Origin of the sequence: Mycolicibacterium hodleri (assembly GCF_025822245.1) — a bacterium.
GTDB lineage: Bacteria > Actinomycetota > Actinomycetes > Mycobacteriales > Mycobacteriaceae > Mycobacterium > Mycobacterium hodleri.
Map to the genome: position 1 here is coordinate 357,976 of NZ_JACKTL010000026.1, position 20,122 is coordinate 378,097.

At 70.5% G+C, this 20,122-nt stretch carries 18 protein-coding genes; 8 read left to right on the forward strand and 10 right to left on the reverse strand.

Going from position 1 to position 20,122, the window contains the following annotated elements; genetic code table 11:
* Window positions 1–32: 32 nt before the first annotated feature.
* Window positions 33–1,859 carry a Stk1 family PASTA domain-containing Ser/Thr kinase gene (gene pknB / locus H7J06_RS09905; RefSeq protein WP_264038580.1) on the reverse strand — a complete coding sequence of 609 codons (1,827 nt, stop codon included), beginning with the start codon at window positions 1,857–1,859 and terminating at the stop codon, window positions 33–35.
* Between the two features lie 180 nt (window positions 1,860–2,039).
* On the opposite strand from pknB, the gene H7J06_RS09910 reads away from it, so the two are divergent.
* From H7J06_RS09910 to H7J06_RS09925, 4 genes are all read left to right on the forward strand, one after another.
* The gene (locus H7J06_RS09910; protein ID WP_264038582.1) at window positions 2,040–3,593 is read left to right on the forward strand and encodes a succinic semialdehyde dehydrogenase; all 1,554 of its coding nucleotides are present in this window, start codon (window positions 2,040–2,042) and stop codon (window positions 3,591–3,593) included.
* Window positions 3,594–3,623: 30 nt separating this feature from the next.
* A complete protein-coding gene (locus H7J06_RS09915) occupies window positions 3,624–4,775 on the forward strand; it encodes a serine/threonine-protein kinase (RefSeq protein WP_264038583.1) in 1,152 nt (383 codons plus the stop codon).
* 32 nt (window positions 4,776–4,807) lie between these two features.
* Window positions 4,808–5,347: a hypothetical protein gene (locus tag H7J06_RS09920; protein WP_264038586.1), complete on the forward strand. Its 540-nt coding sequence runs from the start codon at window positions 4,808–4,810 to the stop codon at window positions 5,345–5,347.
* 93 nt (window positions 5,348–5,440) lie between these two features.
* Window positions 5,441–6,877: a PepSY-associated TM helix domain-containing protein gene (locus H7J06_RS09925; RefSeq protein WP_264038588.1), complete on the forward strand. Its 1,437-nt coding sequence runs from the start codon at window positions 5,441–5,443 to the stop codon at window positions 6,875–6,877.
* 105 nt (window positions 6,878–6,982) lie between these two features.
* On the opposite strand, the gene H7J06_RS09930 is transcribed toward H7J06_RS09925, so the two are convergent.
* The 7 genes from H7J06_RS09930 to H7J06_RS09960 all read right to left on the reverse strand — a co-directional run bounded on the left by H7J06_RS09930 (window position 6,983) and on the right by H7J06_RS09960 (window position 13,570).
* Window positions 6,983–8,086, reverse strand: coding sequence for a galactokinase (locus tag H7J06_RS09930; protein ID WP_264038589.1), 1,104 nt, complete (start codon window positions 8,084–8,086; stop codon window positions 6,983–6,985).
* Window positions 8,083–9,189, reverse strand: a complete 1,107-nt coding sequence (galT, locus tag H7J06_RS09935; RefSeq protein ID WP_372515277.1) for a galactose-1-phosphate uridylyltransferase — start codon at window positions 9,187–9,189, stop codon at window positions 8,083–8,085. Before galT ends, H7J06_RS09930 begins: the two co-directional genes overlap by 4 nt.
* Window positions 9,186–9,974, reverse strand: coding sequence for a DeoR/GlpR family DNA-binding transcription regulator (locus H7J06_RS09940; protein ID WP_264038592.1), 789 nt, complete (start codon window positions 9,972–9,974; stop codon window positions 9,186–9,188). The genes galT and H7J06_RS09940 overlap by 4 nt, the downstream gene beginning before the upstream one ends.
* Before the next feature lie 69 nt (window positions 9,975–10,043).
* Window positions 10,044–10,757, reverse strand: coding sequence for an amino acid ABC transporter ATP-binding protein (locus H7J06_RS09945; protein WP_264038593.1), 714 nt, complete (start codon window positions 10,755–10,757; stop codon window positions 10,044–10,046).
* Between the two features lie 38 nt (window positions 10,758–10,795).
* A complete protein-coding gene (locus H7J06_RS09950; protein ID WP_264038594.1) occupies window positions 10,796–11,623 on the reverse strand; it encodes an amino acid ABC transporter permease in 828 nt (275 codons plus the stop codon).
* On the reverse strand, window positions 11,620–12,480 hold the full coding sequence (locus H7J06_RS09955) for an ABC transporter substrate-binding protein (RefSeq protein WP_264038595.1): 861 nt from the start codon (window positions 12,478–12,480) through the stop codon (window positions 11,620–11,622). The genes H7J06_RS09950 and H7J06_RS09955 overlap by 4 nt, the downstream gene beginning before the upstream one ends.
* Before the next feature lie 115 nt (window positions 12,481–12,595).
* On the reverse strand, window positions 12,596–13,570 hold the full coding sequence (locus tag H7J06_RS09960) for an NADPH:quinone oxidoreductase family protein (RefSeq protein ID WP_264038596.1): 975 nt from the start codon (window positions 13,568–13,570) through the stop codon (window positions 12,596–12,598).
* Between the two features lie 22 nt (window positions 13,571–13,592).
* On the opposite strand from H7J06_RS09960, the gene H7J06_RS09965 reads away from it, so the two are divergent.
* On the forward strand, window positions 13,593–14,690 hold the full coding sequence (locus H7J06_RS09965; protein ID WP_264038597.1) for a zinc-binding dehydrogenase: 1,098 nt from the start codon (window positions 13,593–13,595) through the stop codon (window positions 14,688–14,690).
* Window positions 14,691–14,738: 48 nt separating this feature from the next.
* Complete coding sequence (locus H7J06_RS09970) at window positions 14,739–15,710, forward strand: alpha/beta fold hydrolase (protein WP_264038598.1); 972 nt, start codon at window positions 14,739–14,741, stop codon at window positions 15,708–15,710.
* Here the strand turns inward: H7J06_RS09970 and H7J06_RS09975 are convergent.
* Complete coding sequence (locus H7J06_RS09975) at window positions 15,700–17,052, reverse strand: flavin monoamine oxidase family protein (protein WP_264038599.1); 1,353 nt, start codon at window positions 17,050–17,052, stop codon at window positions 15,700–15,702. The genes H7J06_RS09970 and H7J06_RS09975 overlap by 11 nt on opposite strands.
* A gap of 147 nt (window positions 17,053–17,199) precedes the next feature.
* Here H7J06_RS09975 and H7J06_RS09980 point away from each other — a divergent pair, with 147 nt between their 5' ends.
* Window positions 17,200–18,705: a flavin-containing monooxygenase gene (locus H7J06_RS09980; RefSeq protein WP_264038600.1), complete on the forward strand. Its 1,506-nt coding sequence runs from the start codon at window positions 17,200–17,202 to the stop codon at window positions 18,703–18,705.
* Between the two features lie 71 nt (window positions 18,706–18,776).
* Entirely contained in the window at window positions 18,777–18,944 is a 168-nt protein-coding gene (locus H7J06_RS09985; protein ID WP_264038601.1) for a hypothetical protein, read from the forward strand.
* Between the two features lie 47 nt (window positions 18,945–18,991).
* Here the strand turns inward: H7J06_RS09985 and H7J06_RS09990 are convergent, their stop codons facing one another.
* On the reverse strand, window positions 18,992–20,122 hold the full coding sequence (locus H7J06_RS09990; RefSeq protein WP_264038602.1) for a serine hydrolase domain-containing protein: 1,131 nt from the start codon (window positions 20,120–20,122) through the stop codon (window positions 18,992–18,994).

The following is a 20,122-nucleotide window of genomic DNA, read 5'->3' on the forward strand; positions in this document are numbered from 1 at the left end:
AGCCCGCATCGCCAATGTTCGACTGCCGACGGTCAGGAGCCGTAGTTGACGGTCACCGTGGCGTCGCGGTTCACGGGGGTGTTGGGCGGGGGATCCTGCTGCACCACCTTGAAGTGACCGGCGGAGCCGGCGTCGACCGCGGGCCCGACGGTGACCGGCACGGTGAAGCCCAGTTGAGCCAGACGCTGCACGACGGCGTCGTGGAACTGGCCCGTCAAGTCGGGCATCAGTACCTGGTTTCCCTTGGAGACCTTCAGGGTGACCGGCGCGTCGACGGCGAGTTCCGTGTTGGCCGCCGGGTCGGTGGCCACCACCTGCCCGGCGGGCAACAGACTGTCGACCGGCGCGGTGAGGATCTTCGTGAACCCCGCGATGGTCAGGTTCTTCGTCGCCACGTCGCCGGGCTGCGTGACCACGTCCGGCACCGCCACGGCGCCGGGACCCGTACTGACCAGCATGGTGATCTCGTCGGTGACGGGGGCCGTCGACCCCGCGGCGGGGCTGGTGCCGCTCACCGCACCCTTGGGCACCGTGGGGGAGGGCGAGTCGGTCTGCCCCACGTCGCCAAAACCGGCCTCCTTCAGCTTGTCGGCGGCGGCCGACGGGCTGAGATTGGAGACGTCGGGAACCTGGCGCTGCTCCGGGCCGCTGGAGACGTTGATGGCGATGGTGTCGTCGACCCGGGCGGTCGAGTCGGCGCCGGGGTCCGTGCTGATGACGATCCCGCGTCGCACCGTCGAACTCGCTTCGGGGTTGACGATGGTCTTGAACCCGAGGTTCTGCAGGGACACCTGGGCGTCCGCCTGCCCCTGACCGCGAACGTCCGGGACGCGTTGCCGATCGCCGACGAACACCGTCACGGCAATCGTCACGACGATCGCAAGCACGGCCAGCATCGCCCCTGCGGCCAGCCACCGCCGGCCCGAGCCGCCGACGCGGGCGGCCCGGCGATGCCCGGGTGACGTGGAGGCGAGGTCGGCGTGTTCGGCGTCGGTGAAGACCTTCGGCGCCGCGGGTGTCAGACCGTCGCGGACGCGGATCAGGTCGTCGCGCATCTCGGCGGCGGTCTGGTAGCGGTTGGCGGGGTTCTTCGCGAGGGACTTGAGCACCACGGCGTCCAGGTCGGGGGACAACGCCGGGTTGCGTCGCGACGGTGGCGGCGGGTCCTTTCGGACGTGCTGGTAGGCCACGGAGACGGGGGTGTCGCCGACGAACGGCGGCTCCCCGGTGAGCAATTCGTAGAACACGCAGCCCAGCGAGTACACGTCGGAGCGGGCGTCGACGGTTTCACCGCTGGCCTGCTCGGGCGACAGATATTGGGCGGTGCCGATGACGGCGGAGGTCTGGGTCAGCTTGGCGCCGTCGTCGTGCAGTGCGCGGGCGATGCCGAAGTCCATCACCTTCACCGCGCCGGCGCGGTCGATCATGATGTTGGCGGGCTTGACGTCGCGGTGAACGATGCCGTTTTGATGGCTGTAGTTCAGGGCTTGGCAGGCGTCGGCGATGATCTCGACGGCCCGGCGAGGCTCGACCGGGCCGTCGTTGCGCACGATGTCGCGCAGCGTGACGCCGTCCACGTACTCCATCACGATGTAGGGCAGCGGCCCGTCGGGGGTGTCGGCCTCCCCGCTGTCGTAGACCGCGACGATGGCGGGATGGTTCAGCCCCGCGGCGTTGCGCGCCTCACGACTGAAGCGCAGGAAGAACGTCGGATCCCTGGCCAGGTCAGCGCGCAGCACCTTGACCGCGACGTCGCGGTGAAGCCGCACGTCACGGGCGAGGTGAACCTCCGACATGCCACCGAACCCGAGGATGTCCCCGAGTTCGTAGCGGTCGGACAATCGCTGGTGGGTGGTCATAGGGCTATCTGTCCTGTGGTTGCCATGGCGGTCGCCGGGCGAGGGAATCCTACGACGACCGATCCGTCGCGAGTGAATTCACGCCCCACCCCTGCCGCGGCCGCATCTTTGCCGACTCGTCCAATCGGGTAGAACTGCGGTGACAGCCGATCACCACGATCCATCGTCCGAGGAGCCATCATGCCCGCACCGTCCGCCGCCACGTTTGCGCGTCTTGCCGGCCTGATCGCCATCCCGGACGCCTCCGAACGCCCCACCCGTTCGGTGGTCGAGGTGTTCACCGGCCAGGAGCTGGCGACGATCCCGGTGGGGACCGCGCAGGACGCCAAGGATGCCATCGCGCGCGCCCGGGTGGCCCAGAAGGAGTGGTCGGCCCGGCCGGTCGCCGAGCGGGCCGCGATCTTCCACCGCTACCGCGACCTCGTGCTGAAGAACCTCGAACCGCTGATGGACATGGCACAGGCCGAGACGGGGAAGTCCCGCAACGCCGCCCAGGAGGAGATCCTCGACATCGCGATGACGGCGCGCCACTACGCGCGCGTCGCCCCGAAGCTGCTGCGCCCGCAGCGGGTGACGGGCATGCTGCCCGGCCTGACCAAGACCGTCGTGCGGTATCAGCCCAAGGGCGTCGTCGGCGTCATCTCGCCGTGGAACTACCCGATGACGCTCGCGGTGTCCGACGCGATCGCCGCCCTGCTTGCCGGCAACGCAGTGGTGCTCAAGCCGGACAGCCAGACGCCCTATTGCGCGTTGGCGTGCGTCGAGCTGCTCTACGACGCAGGTCTGCCGCGCGACCTCTTCGCCGTCGTCCCCGGCCAGGGCTCGGTGGTGGGCACGGCGCTCGTCGAGAACACCGAGTACCTGATGTTCACCGGCTCCACCGCGACCGGTCAGCTGCTCGCCGAGCAGGCCGGTCGGCGGCTCATCGGCTTCTCGGCGGAACTCGGCGGCAAGAACCCGATGATCGTCGCGGCCGGCGCCAACCTGCGTGAGGTCGCCGACGCGGCCGTGCGCGCCTGCTTCGCCAACTCGGGGCAGCTCTGCATCTCCATCGAGCGCATCTACGTCGAGCAGTCGATCGCCGACGAGTTCATCCGGGTGTTCGGCGACCGCGTCCGGAAGATGACGCTGCGCGGCGGCTACGAGTTCGGCGTCGAGATGGGCAGCCTGATCTCCGAGGAGCAGGTGAAGGCCGTCTCCGCCCACGTCGACGACGCGAAGGTGAAGGGCGCGACCGTCGTGGCGGGTGGCAAGGCGCGACCCGACCTCGGGCCGCTGTTCTTCGAGCCGACCGTGCTGACCAACGTGCCCACCGACGCCGAGTGCTACCGCGACGAGACGTTCGGCCCGCTGGTCTCGATCTACCCGGTCGCGGACGTCGACGAGGCCGTCGCGCGCGCCAACGACACCGAGTACGGGTTGAACGCCAGCGTGTGGGCCGCCACCAAGCGCGACGGCGAGGAGATCGCCACCCGGATCCACGCGGGCACCGTCAACGTCGACGAGGGCTACGCACCGACGTGGGGCAGCACCGCCGCGCCGATGGGTGGCATGGGCGTGTCCGGGATGGGCCGTCGCCACGGACCCGAGGGTTTGGTCAAGTACACCGAGCCGCAGACCATCGCGACCACCCGCGTCCTCAATCTCGGTGGGCCGCGCGGTCTTCCGCCGAAGGTGTGGGCAAAGTTCATGCCGCCCTTCGTCAAGGGCCTGCAGTGGCTGCCCGGCCGCTGAGGACGTCGCGACGCTCGAAACGTAGGCCCAGTGGCCGGGTTTGACGTGCTCGGCGGGCGCTACGAGCTCCGCGGCGTGCTCGGCGTCGGCGGGATGGCCGAGGTCCGCGACGGCTGGGACACCAGGTTGGGCCGCGCGGTCGCCGTGAAGCTGCTCCATCCCGCCCTCGGCGCTCGGCCCGACGCCCGGGCCCGGTTCGAGGAGGAAGCCCGCGCGGCCGCGCGCCTCTCACACCCCAACATCGTTGCCGTGCACGACTTCGGTCATCACGGCGGCACCCCGTACATCGTGATGGAGCGACTGCCGGGAAGCACTCTGCTCGACGAACTCGGGCGTGGCCCACTGCCACCGATGCGGGTGCGGGTGATCCTCGACGAGGTCCTCGCCGCGTTGTCGGCCGCGCATGCTGCCGGTGTCGTGCACCGCGACATCAAGCCGGCCAACGTGTTGACGGCCGGACCGGGAGGGGTCGTCAAGGTCGCCGACTTCGGCATCGCCAAGACCGGCGACGCCGGGCACACCGCCACGGGTCAACTGGTGGGGACGATGGCGTACAGCAGTCCTCAGCGCTTGACCGGGGCCCCCTCGTCGGTGGCCGACGACCTGTATGCGGTGGGCGTGGTCGGTTACGAGCTGGCTGCCGGTCGACCGCCGTTCCCGCAGAACGACGTTCAGGCCCTCGCCTTCGCGATCCTGCACGGGCAGCACGTGCCGCTCGCGTCGGTCACCGGTGGCGTCGACCCCGCGTTGGACGCGGTGATCGAACGGGCGATCGCCCACGATCCGCGAGTCCGGTTCGCCAGTGCCGACCAGATGCGGGCGGCCCTGGCGGGTCCGCGACCGGTCACGCGGGTGTTCACCGCACCCTTCGAACCGGTCGTGTCGAGCGCGTACCCGCGCTCCGCACCCCGACCGCCGCGGCGCCGGACGATCCTGGCGGTGGTGGGGGTGGTCGTCGCGCTCGTCGCCGCCGCGGTGGCCGTGGCACTGCAATCGAACTCGCAGAACGCCCCCGCCCCCGTCGGCACGTCCACCACGACCCCGCCGCCGCCGACGACGACGACGAGCACGACGCCGCAACCGGTCTCGTCGACCACTGTCCAACCCGCCGAACCGCCCGGCCCACCGCCCGGCAAGGGCCCCGGCAACGGTAGAGACAAGGGACCGAAGCACCGAGACTGACGGCCCGGTGACGCGACGGTAAGGTGCGGCGGGTGAGCTCGCCCTCCTCCCGTGCCGCGCAGCTGCGCGGCGCGTTGGTCGGCGGCTGCTCGGCGCTGATGACCGCACTGGCCCACACCATTGGCGGCGGAGGCCTGCCGTCGGGTGCGGCCGCGCCGACCCTGCTCTTGGTGTGCGCCACGGTGGGCGGCGTCGCTTCCCGCATCCCGCGAACCGGGCGCACCGTGGACGTCGCCGCCCTCGTCGCGGCGCTGTGCGGGGCGCAGCTCCTCGGTCACCTCGCGCTGGTCGTCGACGGCGGACACCACGGCGTCGTGACGACGTCGGGCTCGATGCTCGCCGCACACGCCGGCGCCGCCGTCGTGCTGGGTGTGCTGATCAGCGCGTCGGAGTACCTGTACGTTCTCGCGTCGTCGGTGTCGAGCTGGCTTCGACTGGTCGCCGTCGACCGGTCGCCGACCGTGGTCAGACGATCGTGGTGGCCCGTCGACGTCGTCGTCCCCCGGACGAATTCCTTGCGTTCCGGTCTGGGAATGCGCGCACCGCCGGCCTGGTCACCGCTCGGCGCATAGCGCCCGTCACCGACCATCGCCGTGCCGCCTCGTGGCGGCAACGGTTCCGCACCATCGCGGGCCACCGTGCCCGCACGAAGGAACTCATTCGTCGTGACCACGACCCCAGACGATCGAACCGACCCGTCAACCGTTGCCCCGGCGGGCGAGCCCCCGCCGCGAAATGGCCCCAGCCGCCCGGGTATTCGGCCCCTGCTGCTGCGACTGCACTTCTACGCCGGGGTCTTCGTCGGCCCCTTCATTCTGATTGCGGCCATCACGGGCTTGCTGTACGCCCTGATACCGCAGATCGACTCGACGGTGTTCCGTCACGAGCTCACCGTCGACCACGTCGGTGAGACGCGGCTGCCCCTCGCCGACCAGCTGAGCGCGGTCCGCGCCGTGCACCCCGAGGGTGCCGTCGAGAGCATTCGCCCGCCCGCGGAGGCGAACGAGACGACGCAGGTCACCCTCGCGGTGCAGGACGTGCCACCGGACTACGCCCGCACGGTCTTCGTCGACCCGTACACCGGGGAGGTCCGCGGTGCCCTGACCACCTTCGGGCAGTGGATGCCGTTGCGGGCGTGGTTCGACGAGCTGCACCGCAACCTGCACCTGGGCGCGATCGGGCGCAACTACAGCGAGCTCGCCGCGAGTTGGCTCTGGGTGGTCGCGCTGTCGGGATTGATGCTGTGGATCGGGCGGCGCGCCCGCACCGGGACACTGCGCCGTCTCGCGACTCCGGACCGGACCGTATCGGGCCGACGCAAGGCGATGTCCTGGCACGGGGCGCTCGGCGTCTGGGTCGTCGTGGCGCTGCTCGGGTTGTCGGTCACCGGCGTCACCTGGTCGCGCTACGGCGGGCAATCGGTCAACCAGATCCAGGCACACCTGAACATGACCGCCCCGACGGTCGACACCGCGTTGACCGCCGCACCGGGTGCGGACCCGATGCCGGCCGAGCACCATCACGACGCGGCGATGCCCATGGGCGACAACGGTTCCCAGGGTGCCGACGTCGCGTTGGCGGCCGCTCAGAAGGCCGGCTTGTCCGGGCCGATGTGGATGTACCCGCCAGCCGAGGCCGGGGAGGGGTGGAAGGTCGCCGAGAAGAAGCGCGACTGGCCGACGCGCTATGACGCGATCACGGTCGACCCCGGCACGGGTCGGGTCACCGACCGGGTGAACTTCGCGGACTGGCCCATCCTGGCCAAGCTGACCAACTGGGCGATCGACGCCCACATGGGAGTGCTGTTCGGCGTGCTGAACCAGGCGGTGCTGGCGCTCGTCGCCATCGGGCTGATCGTCGGAATCATCCTCGGCTACCGGATGTGGTGGCAGCGCAGGCCCACGCGCGGGGGCGCGTGGGCGGTGGGCCGGCCACCGCTGCGGGGTGCGCTGCGCCAATCGTCTACGCCCACAATGGTGTTGGTGGTCCTCGTCACCGTCGCGGTCGGCTGGTTCCTGCCGTTGTTTGGGCTCAGCCTGCTGGCGTTCCTGGTGGTCGACGCCGGCGTCGCGGCGGTCGAGAACAGGAGGCGCGTCCGATAGTCCCGACGGGGAGCGCGGCTCGGCCGCGCTCCCCACCTCGGCGTCCGAACCCCGTCGTCGGAACCATCCGACCTGTTGGCGGTGCCCGCACCGGCCGTGGGCGAATCAGCTACCGGTCTCGACGCCCGCCCCGGCCGCGGCGTGGGTCCGGGTGACGGTGGCCGGATGGAAACCGGCGTCCACCACGGTCTGCCTGATCGTCTCCGCCACGACGTCACACCGGTCGACGTCGACGAGGGCGATGACGCAACCGCCGAAGCCGCCGCCCGTCATCCGCGCCCCCAACGCACCCGCGCGGACCGCGGTGTCGGCGATCAGGTCGACGTGGTCGGTGGTGATCTCGAAGTCGTCGCGCATCGAGGCGTGCGACGCGTCGAAGAGCCGACCGACCGCCGCGAAGTCGGCTCGACCCAGCGCCGAGACGACGTCGGCGACGCGTTGGTTCTCCGTCAGGATGTGTCTGGCGCGACGGGCGTCGACCGGATCGGCGACGCCGCCGAGCACCGCCTCGCCACGGTCCTGTACCTCGCGCAGGGACCCGACGCCGAGTGCGGCGGCCGCTCGTTCGCAGGAGGCGCGCCGCGCGGCGTATTCGCCGCCGGCATGCCGATGCGGGGCGTTGGAGTTGACCACAAGCAGCGCGAGGCCGGCGGCGGCGGGGTCGAACGGCACCGGCGTCACGCTGTCGTCCCGAAAGTCGATCAGCAGCGCCTGTCGCGGCTCGCCGCACAGGGACGCCAGTTGGTCCATCAAACCCGTTGGCGCGCCGACGTAGTCGTTCTCGGCCCGCTGGGCGATGCGGGCCTGCTCGGTGCGGTGGATCCGGAGCCCGGCCGCGGCGCTCAGCGCGCCGAGCACGGCGCATTCCAATGCTGCCGACGACGACAGGCCCGAACCCATCTCCACGCGACTCGCCACGTGCATGGTGCCCCCACCCACCCGGTGGCCGGAACTCCGCAGTGACCACACCACGCCCGCGACGTAGGCGGCCCAGCCGGTGACGTCACCCGGGATGGTGTGCAGTGGGATCGTCACCTCGCCGTCTTCGCGGTCGCTGCGGACGACCACCGCGTCCCCGCCGTCGGGCCGGAAGGTCACCGTCGTGCGGTCCGGCAGCGCGATGGGCAGTGCGAAACCCTGGTTGTAGTCGGTGTGTTCGCCGATCAGGTTGATCCGCCCGGGTGCGGAGAAGCGAATGTCGGCGGTCACGCGGCGAGCTCCCGCAGTCGTTCGGCGACCGTCTCGGGCAACACGTCGCCGATGAAGGCGTCCATCGCGGACTCGGATCCGGCGAGGTATTTCAGCTTGGTGGCGCTGCGCCGAATCGACATCAGCTCGACGTGGAAGTACCCCTCTCGCTGGTCCTCGGTGTCGCGGTACTGGTGTAGTGCCGAAATGTAGGGCAGCGGAGAGGGATACAGCCGGTCGAAGCGCTTCAACAGGTCACAGTAGATCGACGCAAACGCGTCGAGTTCGGCGTCGTCGAGCTCGGACAAGTTGCGCACCAGACGGTGTGGATAGAGGTGGACCTCCACCGGCCAGCGTGCCGCGAACGGAACGAACGCGGTGAACAGGTCGTTGCGGGCCACCACCCTGACGGCGTCGGCCACCTCGCCGGCCAGGATGTCGGCGAACAGGTTGGTGCCGTGGCGTCGACGGTGCGCGCGGGCCTCCGCGAGCATCTGGGCCGTGCGCGGGGTCAGGTAGGGGTAGCCGTAGATCTGCCCGTGCGGATGGGTGAGCGTCACCCCGATGTCCTCGCCGCGATTCTCGAAGCAGAACACCTGCTCGATTCCTGGCCTGCTCATCAGGTCGGCGGTGCGGTGACGCCAGGCGTCGACCACCAGGCGGGCATGGGTCGGTGAGAGTTCGGCGAACGACGTGTGGTGGCTGCTGGAGAACGAAATGACCTCGCAGCGACCGTGTCCCGGGGCGCTGACGAAGTCGTCGACGCCGGCGTCGGGGAGGCTGAACGTCCGCCCGTCGGCCCCGGAGAGGCTGGGAAAGCGGTTCTCGAAGACGACGACGTCGTAGTCGGGCGCGGGCACCTCGCTGGTGGTTCCCGACGGGCTGGGGCACAGCGGACACTGATCCGCGCTCGGCAGGTAGGTGCGGTCCTGTCGCAACGCCGCAATGGCGACCCACTGGCCGGTCTGGCGGTCGAAGCGCACCTGCGAGCGGGCGTCGCCCCGGGCGGGCAGCGGCCGCCGATCGGGGACCGGGGACGGGTGGTGCCCGGGCAGGGAGAAGAACAACGCCTGCCGGCCGTCGGCGAGGGGCCAGGCGAAGGGGTTGGGCACGGGGGCGATCATCGTCGGGCCGCCGATGCGATCACCAGGTCGCCCACGCGGGCGTCGAGCAGTTCGCGGTCGGCGGCGGTGAGGCCGTCGTCGGAGATCAGCGTCTGCACGTCGTCGAGTCGGGCGAACACGCAGGCGCCCACCTCGCGGTACTTCGTGTGGTCGGCGAGCACCACGAGGCGACCGCCGATCTGGATCAGCGTCCGGTTGGTCTGGGCCTCGGCGACATTCGGCGAGGTGAGTCCCGCGTCGGGGTCGACGCCGTGCACGCCGAGATAGGTCGCGTCCACGCGGAACGAGGCGATCGCGGCGTCGGCGACGGGCCCCACCAGTGCGTCCGACGGTGTGCGCACCCCGCCGCTGAGGTAGACCAGGGGAGCGTCCGATCCGTCGGCTGCGGGGTCGGTGAGTTCCCGAAAGACGTTGACGGAGTTGGTGACCACGGTGATCGAGGGCCGGGTCCTCAGATGCCGGGCAAGTTCGGTGGTGGTGGTTCCTGCGCCGATCGCGATCGTCATGCCGTCGGCGATGGTCGCGGCCGCCGTCGTGGCGATGGCGGCCTTCTCCGCGCGTTGTTGGCTGGCCTTCTGCGCCGAGCGGGGTTCCTCGCCGCGGTTGTGCCGCGAGACGGCGCCGCCGTGGACCTTGCGCAGCAGCTGCTGGGCGTCGAGGGCGTCGAGGTCGCGGCGCACCGTCATCTCCGACACGGCGAGCTCCTCGGCCAGGTCGGCGACGCGCACGGATCCGTCGGACTGCAGGGCACGCAGGATGGCACCGTGTCGTTCAGCGGCCAGCATCGTCGGCGGCACCCTTCGTCAGACAGATTCGCACAATATCGAACACAATCTAACGCACCCGGTCAAGGGTCAGCGGCCGCCGGTGAAGCGCTGAAGGAACTGGCGCGTCCGATCCTCTCTCGGACTGGTCAACACCTCGGCGGCCGGGCCGGATTCGACGATGCGGCCGCCGTCGAGGAAGCACACCGTGTCGGCCACCTCCCGAGCGAAGGCCATCTCGTGGGTGGCCATGACGATGGTGCGACCGGCGCCGGCCAACTCGCCGACGAGGGTGAGCACCTCACCGACCAACTCGGGGTCCAGCGCGCTGGTGATCTCGTCGAGCAGCAGCAGCCGAGGCTCGTACGCCAGCGCCCTGGCGATCGCCACCCGCTGCTGCTGACCTCCGGACAACTTGTCGGGGTAGGAGTCGGCGTGCGAGGACAACCCCACCCGGCCCAACAGTTCTCGGCCGCGATCCTCGGCCTCCCGGCGGCTGGACCCGTGCACCACGCGCGGCGCCAGCGCCACGTTCGCCAGCGCGGTCATGTGGGGGAACAGGTTGAACGACTGGAACACCATGCCCATCGCCTGGCGCGCTTCGTCGGCGTCGATCCGCGGGTCGCTGATGTCGCGGCCGTCCAACAGGATCTGACCGTCGTCGACGTCCTCGAGCAGGTCGACGCACCGCAGCAGCGTCGACTTGCCGGATCCAGAGGCCCCGATCAGCACGACGACCTGATGCTCGGCGACGTCGAGGTCGACGCCCGTGAGGACGGCACGATCGTGATAGGCCTTGGTCACGCCGCGCACCGACAAGACCGGGGTCGACGACACCGGAGTCACAGCGCGCCCTGACGGGTCGCCACGCGCTTGGCCGCCCAGTCGGCCAACCGCGCCGACGGCACCGCCAACGCCACGAACAGCAGACCCGCGACGACGTACGGGGTGAAGTTGTAGGTGGTCGCCGCCTGAATCTGGGCGGCGCGCACGGCGTCGACCGCGCCGAGCACCGAGATGAGCCCACAGTCCTTCTGCAGGGCCACGAAGTCGTTGAGCAGCGCGGGTGTCACCCGTCGCGTCGCCTGCGGCAGGACGACCAGCTGCATGGTCCGGCGATGGTTCAGCCCAAGGGATTTCGCGGCCGCCAACTGCGACGGATGCACCGACTCGATGCCGGCCCGGAACACCTCGGCCACGTAGGCCGAGTAGATCAGCACCAGCGCGAGGCCGCCGAGCAGCACGGGATTGTTCGGCACCCCCGACAGCCGTAGTCCGGGCAACCCGAAGCCGACCAGGTAGAGGCAGATCAGGAGCGGGAGCCCACGGAAGAGGTCTACGTAGCCGGTTGCCAACGCGCGCAACGGAAACCAGACGGGACCGCGCAGGGTGCGCACCGCGGCCAGCCCGAGCCCGAAGATCAGGATCAGCGCCTGGCACACGATCAGCACGCGCACGTTGAGCCACAGCCCCTCCAGCAAGGCGGGCAGGCTGTCCCAGCCGATTCGGAGGTTGAAGAACGAGCCACGGACCCGGGGCCAGCCCGGCGACGACGTCACCGCCAACAGCAGCACCGCCGCGAACACGACGGTGGACACCAGTGCGATCAGGGTGGACCGCCGGGCCCGTGACTGCCGGTAGGCCACCCGATCCAGGGCGGCCGTCGTCACGACAGGACCGGTGCGTTGCCAGCGCCGGTGAGCCACACCTTCTGCAGCTTGAACAGCTCGCCGTCGGTGCCGAGCTCGTCGACGGCCTTGGACACGCACGCCGTCAGCGGGCTGTCCTTGTCGAGCACGATGCCGAACTGCTCGGCCTTCTCCTGTCCCGGCGGCAACTGGCCGACGATGACGCCGCCGGTGAGTTCGCTCTGTACCTCGAAGGCGGTCGGCAGATCCAGCACCAGCGCGTCGATCTGGCCGTTGGTCAGCGCGGCCTTGGCGTCGTCGTTGTTGTTGAACACCGCCACGCCGGGGTCGATCGCTTGAGCGGCCGTGTAACTGGTGGTGCCGACCTGGGCGCCGAGCTTGAGGCCCTTGAGGCCGGCGACGCCCTTCACTCCCGCGGCGGGGGAGGACTTCACCGTCAGGACGGCCTGGGTCACGTCGAAGTACGGCGACGAGAAGTCGACGGCTTGCTTGCGTTCGTCGGTGATCGAGAACTCGTTGAGGTTGGCGTCGAACGTCTTGGGCCCCGGGGCGATCGCCGCGTTGAACGGCACCCGCACCCACGTCACGTCCGCAGGGGTGTAGCCCAGCTTGCCGGCGACGGCGTAGGCGACGGCCGACTCGAAGCCCTTGCCGTTGGCCGGGTCGTCGTCGACGAACCATGGCGGGTACGCCGGCTGGTCGGTGCCGAAGGTGATCGACCCCTTCTTCAGAGTGGGCAGCCCGTCCTTGGTGCACTGGGCCGCCGATGCCGCGGCGGTCGAGGTGCCGGGCGCCGACTCGTCGGCGGGGGCACAGGCCGTGGCCGCGGCCAGACCGACGAGGGCCAGCACGGACACCACACTCGACACATTGCGCATCGCGGCATCATCGCGCACCGGGCGGGAACGCGCCAACCTTCTGCTCATCGGATTGCGAATCGTCGGGATCGGTAGCCCGGCGGGCGGACGACCGAAGCCCCGTCGTCACCGTCCGTCACGGCCGAAGCGTGACGACGACCTTCCCCCTGGCGGTGCGGTCCTCGAGCGAGGCGATGGCGTCGGCAGCTCGCTCCAGCGGGTAGACGACGGGCTGGGGTGCCGACACCGCGCCGGAGGCGAGCAGCGGCTCGAGCTCGGCCCACTGTTCCGCCAGATACCCCGGGTGGGTGGCGGCCCAGGCGCCCCAGCCGACGCCGACCGCGTCGACGTTGTTGAGCAGCAACCGGTTCACCTTGACCGTCGGGATCTCCCCGCCCGTGAATCCGATCACCAGCAGCCGTCCGCCGGCGGCGAGCGACCGCAGTGAGTCGGTGAACCGGTCGCCGCCGACCGGATCCACCACGACGTCCACGCCGCGGCCGTCGGTGAGTTCCTTGACGGCGTCCTTGAAGCCGTCGGCGAGCACCACGTCCGTGGCGCCTGCGGCGCGCGCGACGTCACCCTTGTCCTCGGTGCTCACCACCGCGATGGTGCGTGACGCTCCCCAGGCCGACGCCAGCCGCAGCGTCGACGTGCCGATGCCGCCGGCGGCGCCGTGCACCAGCACCGACTCACCCGCCACCAGGCGACCGCGGGTGCGCAGCGCGCAGTGCACCGTCAGATCGTTGAAGAGCAGCCCGGCGCCCGCCTCGAACGACACCGCGTCGGGCAGCCTGAACACCCGATCTGCCGGTACCGCAACGACTTCCGCCATCGCACCGCTGAGCATCGTCAGCGCGGCCACCCGGTCGCCCGCCGCGACGTGAGCACCCGCCGGCGCGCTGCGCACGACGCCGGCGATCTCTGCGCCAGGCACGTACGGCAGTTCCGGGCGGTGCTGATACAGCCCGCGGGTCTGCAGGGCGTCGGGAAACGCGACCCCCGCGGCGTGGACGTCGACCAGGACGCCGTCGCCGGCCTCGGGTTCGTCGATCTCGACGAGCTCCGCAGCCCGTGGTCCGTCGAGTCGCGGGATCTGAATGGCGCGCATCGTGACCATTTAACATCGCCCGGTGACGAACGCACGAGCGGCGGTCCTGCTCACCGAGGAATCCGAGCCCCAACTGGTCGACGTCGAGGTCCGGGCGCCGGTCGACGCGGAGGTGCTGGTCCGCGTCGACGCCGTCGGCATCTGCCACACCGACGTCAGCGTCGCCGCGCGATGGCCCGCACGCAAACTGCCGATGGTCTTCGGGCACGAGGGCGTCGGCACCGTCGTCGAGGCGGGGCCCCGGGCCCGGGTCGAGCTGGGCCGGCAGGTGGTGCTCACCTTCGCCAGCTGCGGCAGGTGCCCCAGTTGCACGGCCGCGAGACCCGCATACTGCGACCACGCGACCACGCTCAACATGCGCGGTGACCGGGCCGACGACGCCAGCGCCCTGCGCCTCGGCGGAATCCCGCTGCGCGGCGACTTCTTCGGTCAGTCCAGCTTCGCCACGCACGTCCTGGGCGGGCCGTCCAACACGATTCCGCTCACCGAGCCGCTCGACCCGGCGCTGGCGGCACCGCTGGCGTGCAGCGTGCAGACGGGCGTCGGCACGGTGCTCAACGCCGCCGCCGCCGGAGCGGACGACGCGGTGGTCGTGTTCGGCGCGGGTGGCGTCGGCCTCTCGGCCGTGATGGGCGCCCGGATCGCGGGCTGCCGCGCCATCGTCGCCGTCGACCCCAATGCCGAGCGTCGTTCGGTGGCAACGGAACTGGGTGCCACGGCCGTCCTGGACCCGACCGAGGACGACGTCGCGGCACACCTCGCCGACCTGACCGGTGGCGGACCCACCATCGCGGTGGACACCACCGCCCTCCCGGCGGTCATCGCCACCGCGCTGGTGGCGTTGCGGGCCTGCGGCACACTGGCTCTCGTCGGCCTAGGGGCGTTGACCGCCGAGCTGCCGGTCGGCCTGATCATGGCCAAGGGGCTGCGGGTCCGCGGCGTCGTCGAGGGCGACAGCGACCCGCACGTGTTCATCCCCCGGCTCGCCGAGCTGACCCGGCGCGGCGAACTGCCGCTGGAGAAGCTGGTCACCCGGTTCGCGTTCGACGACTTCGGTGCCGCGTGGGCGGCCGCAGTGTCGGGCACGGCGATCAAACCGGTGCTCACCATGCCGCGCTGACGTGGCGATCGCTACAATTCTTCCGCCGTCGGCAAAGGTGCCACGGGGATGGGAGCGGACGTGCGGACGAGCTCGAGACGACTGGCGATCCTGGACGACATGCCGCGCGGACGCGTCGTCGACGTCCACTCGGCGGACGGCACCAGAATCCACACCGAGGTCTTCGGTCCCGAGGACGGGCGTCCCGTCGTCCTGGCGCACGGCATCACCTGTGCGATCCGGGTGTGGGCCCACCAGATCGTCGACCTCGCCCAGGACTACAAGGTCATCGCCTACGACCATCGGGGCCACGGCCGCAGCGGCGTGCCCCCGCTGCGCGGGCGGCGAAGCAACTACGGCCTCGACTTCCTCGCCGCCGACCTCGACGCCGTCCTGGCCGCGACGTTGGCCCCCGGCGAGCGCGCCGTCATCGCCGGCCACTCGATGGGTGGCATCGCCATCTCGTCGTGGTCGAGGCGCTACCCGCACCGGGTGCGGCAGTGCGCCGACGCCGTCGCGCTGATCAACACGACCAGCGGTGACCTGCTGCGCAACGTCGACTTCCTGCCCGTCCCACCGGCATTCATGGGCAGCCGGGTACGTGCGGCCGGACTGTTGCTCAAGAGGTTCGGCGCCGCACCCCTGCTGCCCGGCTCCATCCAGCAGAGCCGACGGTTCGTGGCCGCGTTGGCGGTAGGCCGCCACGCCGACCCGGCGATCGCCGACTTCGTCTTCGACCTGTTCGCCCACACACCCCCTGCCGGTCGTGGCGGCTGGGCCCGGGTACTCGTCGATTCCGTTGGGGAACGGCACATCTCGCTGCAGAACCTGACCGTCCCGACGCTCGTCATCGGCAGTCGTGACGACCGTCTGCTGCCCATCGGGTCCTCGCGCCGCATCGCGGCCGATGCGCCGAACCTGGCGTCGATCGTCGAGCTGGCCGGTGGGCACTGCGGCATTCTCGAACAGCCCGACGAGGTCAACCGGCTGCTCCGCGAACTGCTCGAGTCCTCTGCGCAGGAGCGCCGGATCAGCTCGTAGCGAGGTAGTCGGCGACCTCCGCGGCGGCACGCAGGCCCGAGCGCACGGCTCCGTCGAGGAATCCGGTCCACTGGTCCGCGGTCTCGGTGCCCGCCCAGAAGATGCCGCCCACCGGTTCACGCAGCCGACGGCCGAAGGTCGTCCACGAACCGGGCGGCACCGCGGCGGTCGGACCACCGGGAGCGAACGGCTCGGCACTCCAGCGGTGGTCGACGTAGTCGACGGGGTCACGGGCGGCGTCGCCGAACAGGCTGGCGAAGCAGTCCAGGGCGCGGGCGCGGCGGGCGTCCGGCTCCAGCGGGTCGAAGGTGCGGGCGTCGGTGAAGCCGAGCAGGACGCCCGGTCCGGCGTCGCTCGGGCTGACGTCGAACGTGATGAACACGGGGCCGTCGTCGGACAGGGCCTCGCCCGACTGACCGGCGGCCCGCCAGAACGGCGTCTCGTAGGCGGCGTAGGCCTTGCTCAGGTTGCCCAACGGCCAGCGGGTCGCCAGCTCGGCGCGGTCGACGGGCAGACCGGGGTCGAACGCGATGGAGCCCTGGTGGGCCGGCGGGATCGCGACGACGACGGCGCGCGCGGTCACCGCCTCGGCGGCCGTGTGCACGGTGACGCCGGCGGCGGTGTGCTCGATGCGCTCGACGGCGCTGCCCAGGCGCACGCGCTCGCCGAGCTCGTCGGCCATGCGGATCGCGATCTGCTGGGTGCCACCGGGGAAGCGGTCCTGCTGGGCGCCGCCCTTCACGTCGAGCATCGTCCCGATGCCGCCGGCTGCCTTGATGTAGTGCACGGCGTGCAGCATCGACACCTCGTAGGGCTCGCACCCCCACGTCACCCGCGCCATGATCGCCATCAGATCCCGGGTGCTCTTGCCCGCGTGCACCGACCGCAGCCAGCCGTCGACGGTCAGGTGGTCGAGCCGGTCTGCCGTCGGGGCCGTCCACGGCGCGCCGAGGGGCACCTGCTTGCCGAGCCGCTCGAATCGCCACTGGATGCGCGACACGTCGAGCAGCTCCAGGATCGAGAGCTTGGGAATGGTGCTGCGATAGGACCTGACCCGGCCACGCCAGCGGATCAGGTTCTTGCCGACGTTGTGGGTCGGCTCCGTCGGGCAGCCGAGTTCGGCGGCCAGTTTCAACACCCCGGTCTGTGTCGGCCCGACGAACGTGGCGCCGAGGTCGACGGGCACGCCGGCGACCGTGGTGGTGTGGGAGCGTCCGCCGACGCGGTCCCGGCCCTCGAGCACCCGCACCTCGTGACCACGCGCGGCGAGACTGCGGGCGACCGTCAGCCCGGCGAAACCGGCGCCCACGACGACGACGTCAAGACCTGGTGGATTGGTCACGTGACCAGGCTCTCACGACCCGAGGTCGGGACGGCGGAGTTCCGACCGCACCGATTCAGGTGGACGTACTGCAGGGGATCGTCGACGCGCGTCACGCCGGACGCCCTATCGTGGGGCTGGTACGCGGCAGGACCAAGGAGGCTCTCGATGGACGACCAGGCGGAATACTCGGACGTGCTGATCATCGGCGCAGGCATCTCGGGACTCGGCGCGGCCTATCGCATTCACCAGCGCAACCCCCAGCTCAGCTACACCATCCTGGAGCGGCGCGAACGCATCGGCGGCACGTGGGACCTGTTTCGCTACCCGGGGATCCGGTCGGACAGCGACATCTTCACCCTGAGCCTGCCCTTCGAGCCGTGGACCAGGCCGGAGAACGTGGCCGACGGTGGCGACATCCGCGACTACCTCACCGACGCCGCCCGCCACCACGGCATGGACGGTCACATTCGGTTCGACACCCGCGTCGCCAGCGCGGAATGGGACTCCTCGACCGACACCTGGACCTTGCGCACCGAGGCCTCCGACGGCTCGACCACGCTGTACCGGGGGCGCTTCGTGTTCTTCGGGACCGGTTACTACGACTACGACCGGCCGTACCGACCCGAGATCCCCGGCCTCGCGGACTTCGCGGGCGAGGTGGTGCACCCCCAGTTCTGGCCGGAGTCGCTGGACCACTCCGGCAAGCGAATCGTCGTGATCGGCAGCGGGGCGACGGCCATCAGCCTGGTTCCTGCGTTGGCCAAGACGGCCGCCCACGTCACGATGCTGCAGCGCTCGCCGACCTACATGATGTCGATGGCGCGGGTCGACCCGATGGTGGCGGCCATTCGAAAGATGTTGCCGCTCAAGCTGGCTCACGGTGTGGTGCGGGCCCGCAACGCCGCCTTCTCGGTGCTGTCGTACGCCATGTTCCGCAAGGCCCCCAGGTTCGGCCGCTGGCTGGTCAGGAACCGCACCATCGCGGCGCTGCCCGAGGGCTACGACGTGGACCTGCACTTCAAGCCGCGTTACGACCCGTGGGACCAGCGCATGTGTCTGGTGTTGGACCACGACCTGTTCGACCACATCGGTGACGGCCGCGTCGACTTGGTCACCGACCGGGTCGACCACGTCGACGCCACCGGCATCGTGCTCGAGTCCGGCACGCGGATCGACGCCGACCTGATCGTCACCGCCACCGGGCTACAGCTGCAGGCCCTCGGCGGGGTCGACATCGTGGTCGACGGCACCGAGATCGCGCCCACCGATCGCTTCGTCTACAAGGAGCACCTGCTCGAGGACGTGCCCAACATGGCGTGGTGCATCGGATACACCAATGCGTCGTGGACGCTGCGGGCCGACATGACCGCGCGGGCGGTGGCGAAGTTGTTGGCCTACATGGACTCTCACGGGTACACCCACGCCTACCCGCATCTGGGCGGGGTGCCGATGCCGGAGAAGCCGACGTTCGACCTCAAGGCCGGCTACATCCAGCGCGCCCCGCACGCGCTGCCCAAGTCGGGGGTCCGGCGACCGTGGAACGTGCGGCACAACTACGTCCTGGACCTGCTCGACCACCGCTTCGACCGCATCGAGGAATCGATGGTCTTCGGGCGCGCGCCCGCGCAGACCGTGCAGACGCCCGAGAGCGAGCAGGCGCAGCCCGCCTAGATCTCGTCCTCGCGGCGGCGACGCCGCGGGCCCGTGGAATGAAACCGCCCGCGTGCGTCGTTGAGCCCAGCATGAAGAAGTTCAGCATTGCCAGCATCGTCGCCTCCGGATTCGCCGCAGCCCTCTTCGGGTTGGCTGCACCCGCGAGCGCCGACATCGATCATCACCAGTGGGTCAACGACATTCAGCAGCGGGCCACCGTGGGCCAGGTCACCTCGACCGTCGGCAACGGCCGCTGACCCACCGTTCGACGACGCAGGGGCACCCGGGATCGGGTGCCCCTTCTTCATGCGTCGAGTGCCTCGTAGACGAGTTCCAAATAGCGCCGCGTGCGGTCGGATCCGACGAGGTCGGAGGCCATGCGGTTCATCGTGTAGGCGATCGTGGTTCGCCGGTGCAGGTCCATCACGACCAGGGAGCCGCCCCACCCGCCCCAGAAGCAGGTCCGTTCGGTCTTGAGGTAGGGCAGGAACTCCGGGGTGGGCAGAGCCATTCCCAGCCCCCACTGCACGGGGGAGCCCAGCACCAGATCGGGCCCCGACGCCTGGACGTCGAAGATGCGGTCGATCGTCGCCGGTGTGAGCAGGGTCACGCCGTTGGCCTTGCCGCCCAGCGCAATTGGTGACAGCGCCCGAACGAGCCCGCGCGCGTTGGAGTGACCGTTGCAGGCGGCGACCTCCGCACGCCGCCAGGCCCTGGTGTTGGCGGGCTCGGCCGCGGCCGGGGGAGCGGCGAACACCTTGCGCATGGGGTCGTCCTGCGGAAGTGTCGGCAGCCGAATCGGCGGAGGAGTGATCAGCTCGGCGACGCGGTGGTCGTCGGCGGCCCGAGCACCGATCTGAACGTCGGCTCCCAGCGGCTCGGCGATCTCGCGGCGGACGAAGTCCGTCAGGCTGGTCCCGGTGATGCGGCGGACGATCTCGCCGACCAGTTGTCCGTAGTTCTGGGCGTGGTAGCCGGCCTGGGTGCCCGGCGTCCACCAGGGGGCCTGTCGGGCCAGGCGGGCGACGGCCGCGTCTCGGTCGTACATCTCCTCCTGGGTGAACGGCTCGTTCCAGCCGGCGACGCCGGAGGTGTGCGACAGCACGTGTCGAACCTTGACGTCCTGCTTGCCGTTGGCCGCGAACTCCGGCCAGTACCGCGCGACGGGTGCGTCGAGGTCGAGCAGTCCGCGGTCGACGAGGATCAGCGCCGCCAGGACGCACACCGGTTTGGTGGACGACCACACGGTGAGAATGGTGTCCTCGGCCCATTCGGTGGATCGAGCGCCGTCGGCGTACCCGCCCCAGACGTCGAGCACGCTGACGCCGTCGACGTCGACCGCCAGCGCCGCTCCCACTTCGTCACCGTTGACGAGCTCGTCCTCCAGGGCCTTGACGAGGTCGGTGAATCGCGGATCGTAATGGCCGTGGACCAT

Excerpts from the sequence above, each read along its gene's own strand:
- pknB (WP_264038580.1), bottom strand. The coding sequence starts at position 1,859 with ATGACCACCCACCAGCGATTGTCCGACCGCTACGAACTCGGGGACATC.
- H7J06_RS09910 (WP_264038582.1), top strand. The coding sequence starts at position 2,040 with ATGCCCGCACCGTCCGCCGCCACGTTTGCGCGTCTTGCCGGCCTGATC.
- galT (WP_372515277.1), bottom strand. The coding sequence starts at position 9,189 with ATGATCGCCCCCGTGCCCAACCCCTTCGCCTGGCCCCTCGCCGACGGC.
- H7J06_RS09940 (WP_264038592.1), bottom strand. The coding sequence starts at position 9,974 with ATGCTGGCCGCTGAACGACACGGTGCCATCCTGCGTGCCCTGCAGTCC.
- H7J06_RS09955 (WP_264038595.1), bottom strand. The coding sequence starts at position 12,480 with ATGCGCAATGTGTCGAGTGTGGTGTCCGTGCTGGCCCTCGTCGGTCTG.
- H7J06_RS09960 (WP_264038596.1), bottom strand. The coding sequence starts at position 13,570 with ATGCGCGCCATTCAGATCCCGCGACTCGACGGACCACGGGCTGCGGAG.
- H7J06_RS09970 (WP_264038598.1), top strand. The coding sequence starts at position 14,739 with ATGGGAGCGGACGTGCGGACGAGCTCGAGACGACTGGCGATCCTGGAC.
- H7J06_RS09980 (WP_264038600.1), top strand. The coding sequence starts at position 17,200 with ATGGACGACCAGGCGGAATACTCGGACGTGCTGATCATCGGCGCAGGC.
- H7J06_RS09985 (WP_264038601.1), top strand. The coding sequence starts at position 18,777 with ATGAAGAAGTTCAGCATTGCCAGCATCGTCGCCTCCGGATTCGCCGCA.
- H7J06_RS09990 (WP_264038602.1), bottom strand. The coding sequence starts at position 20,122 with ATGGTCCACGGCCATTACGATCCGCGATTCACCGACCTCGTCAAGGCC.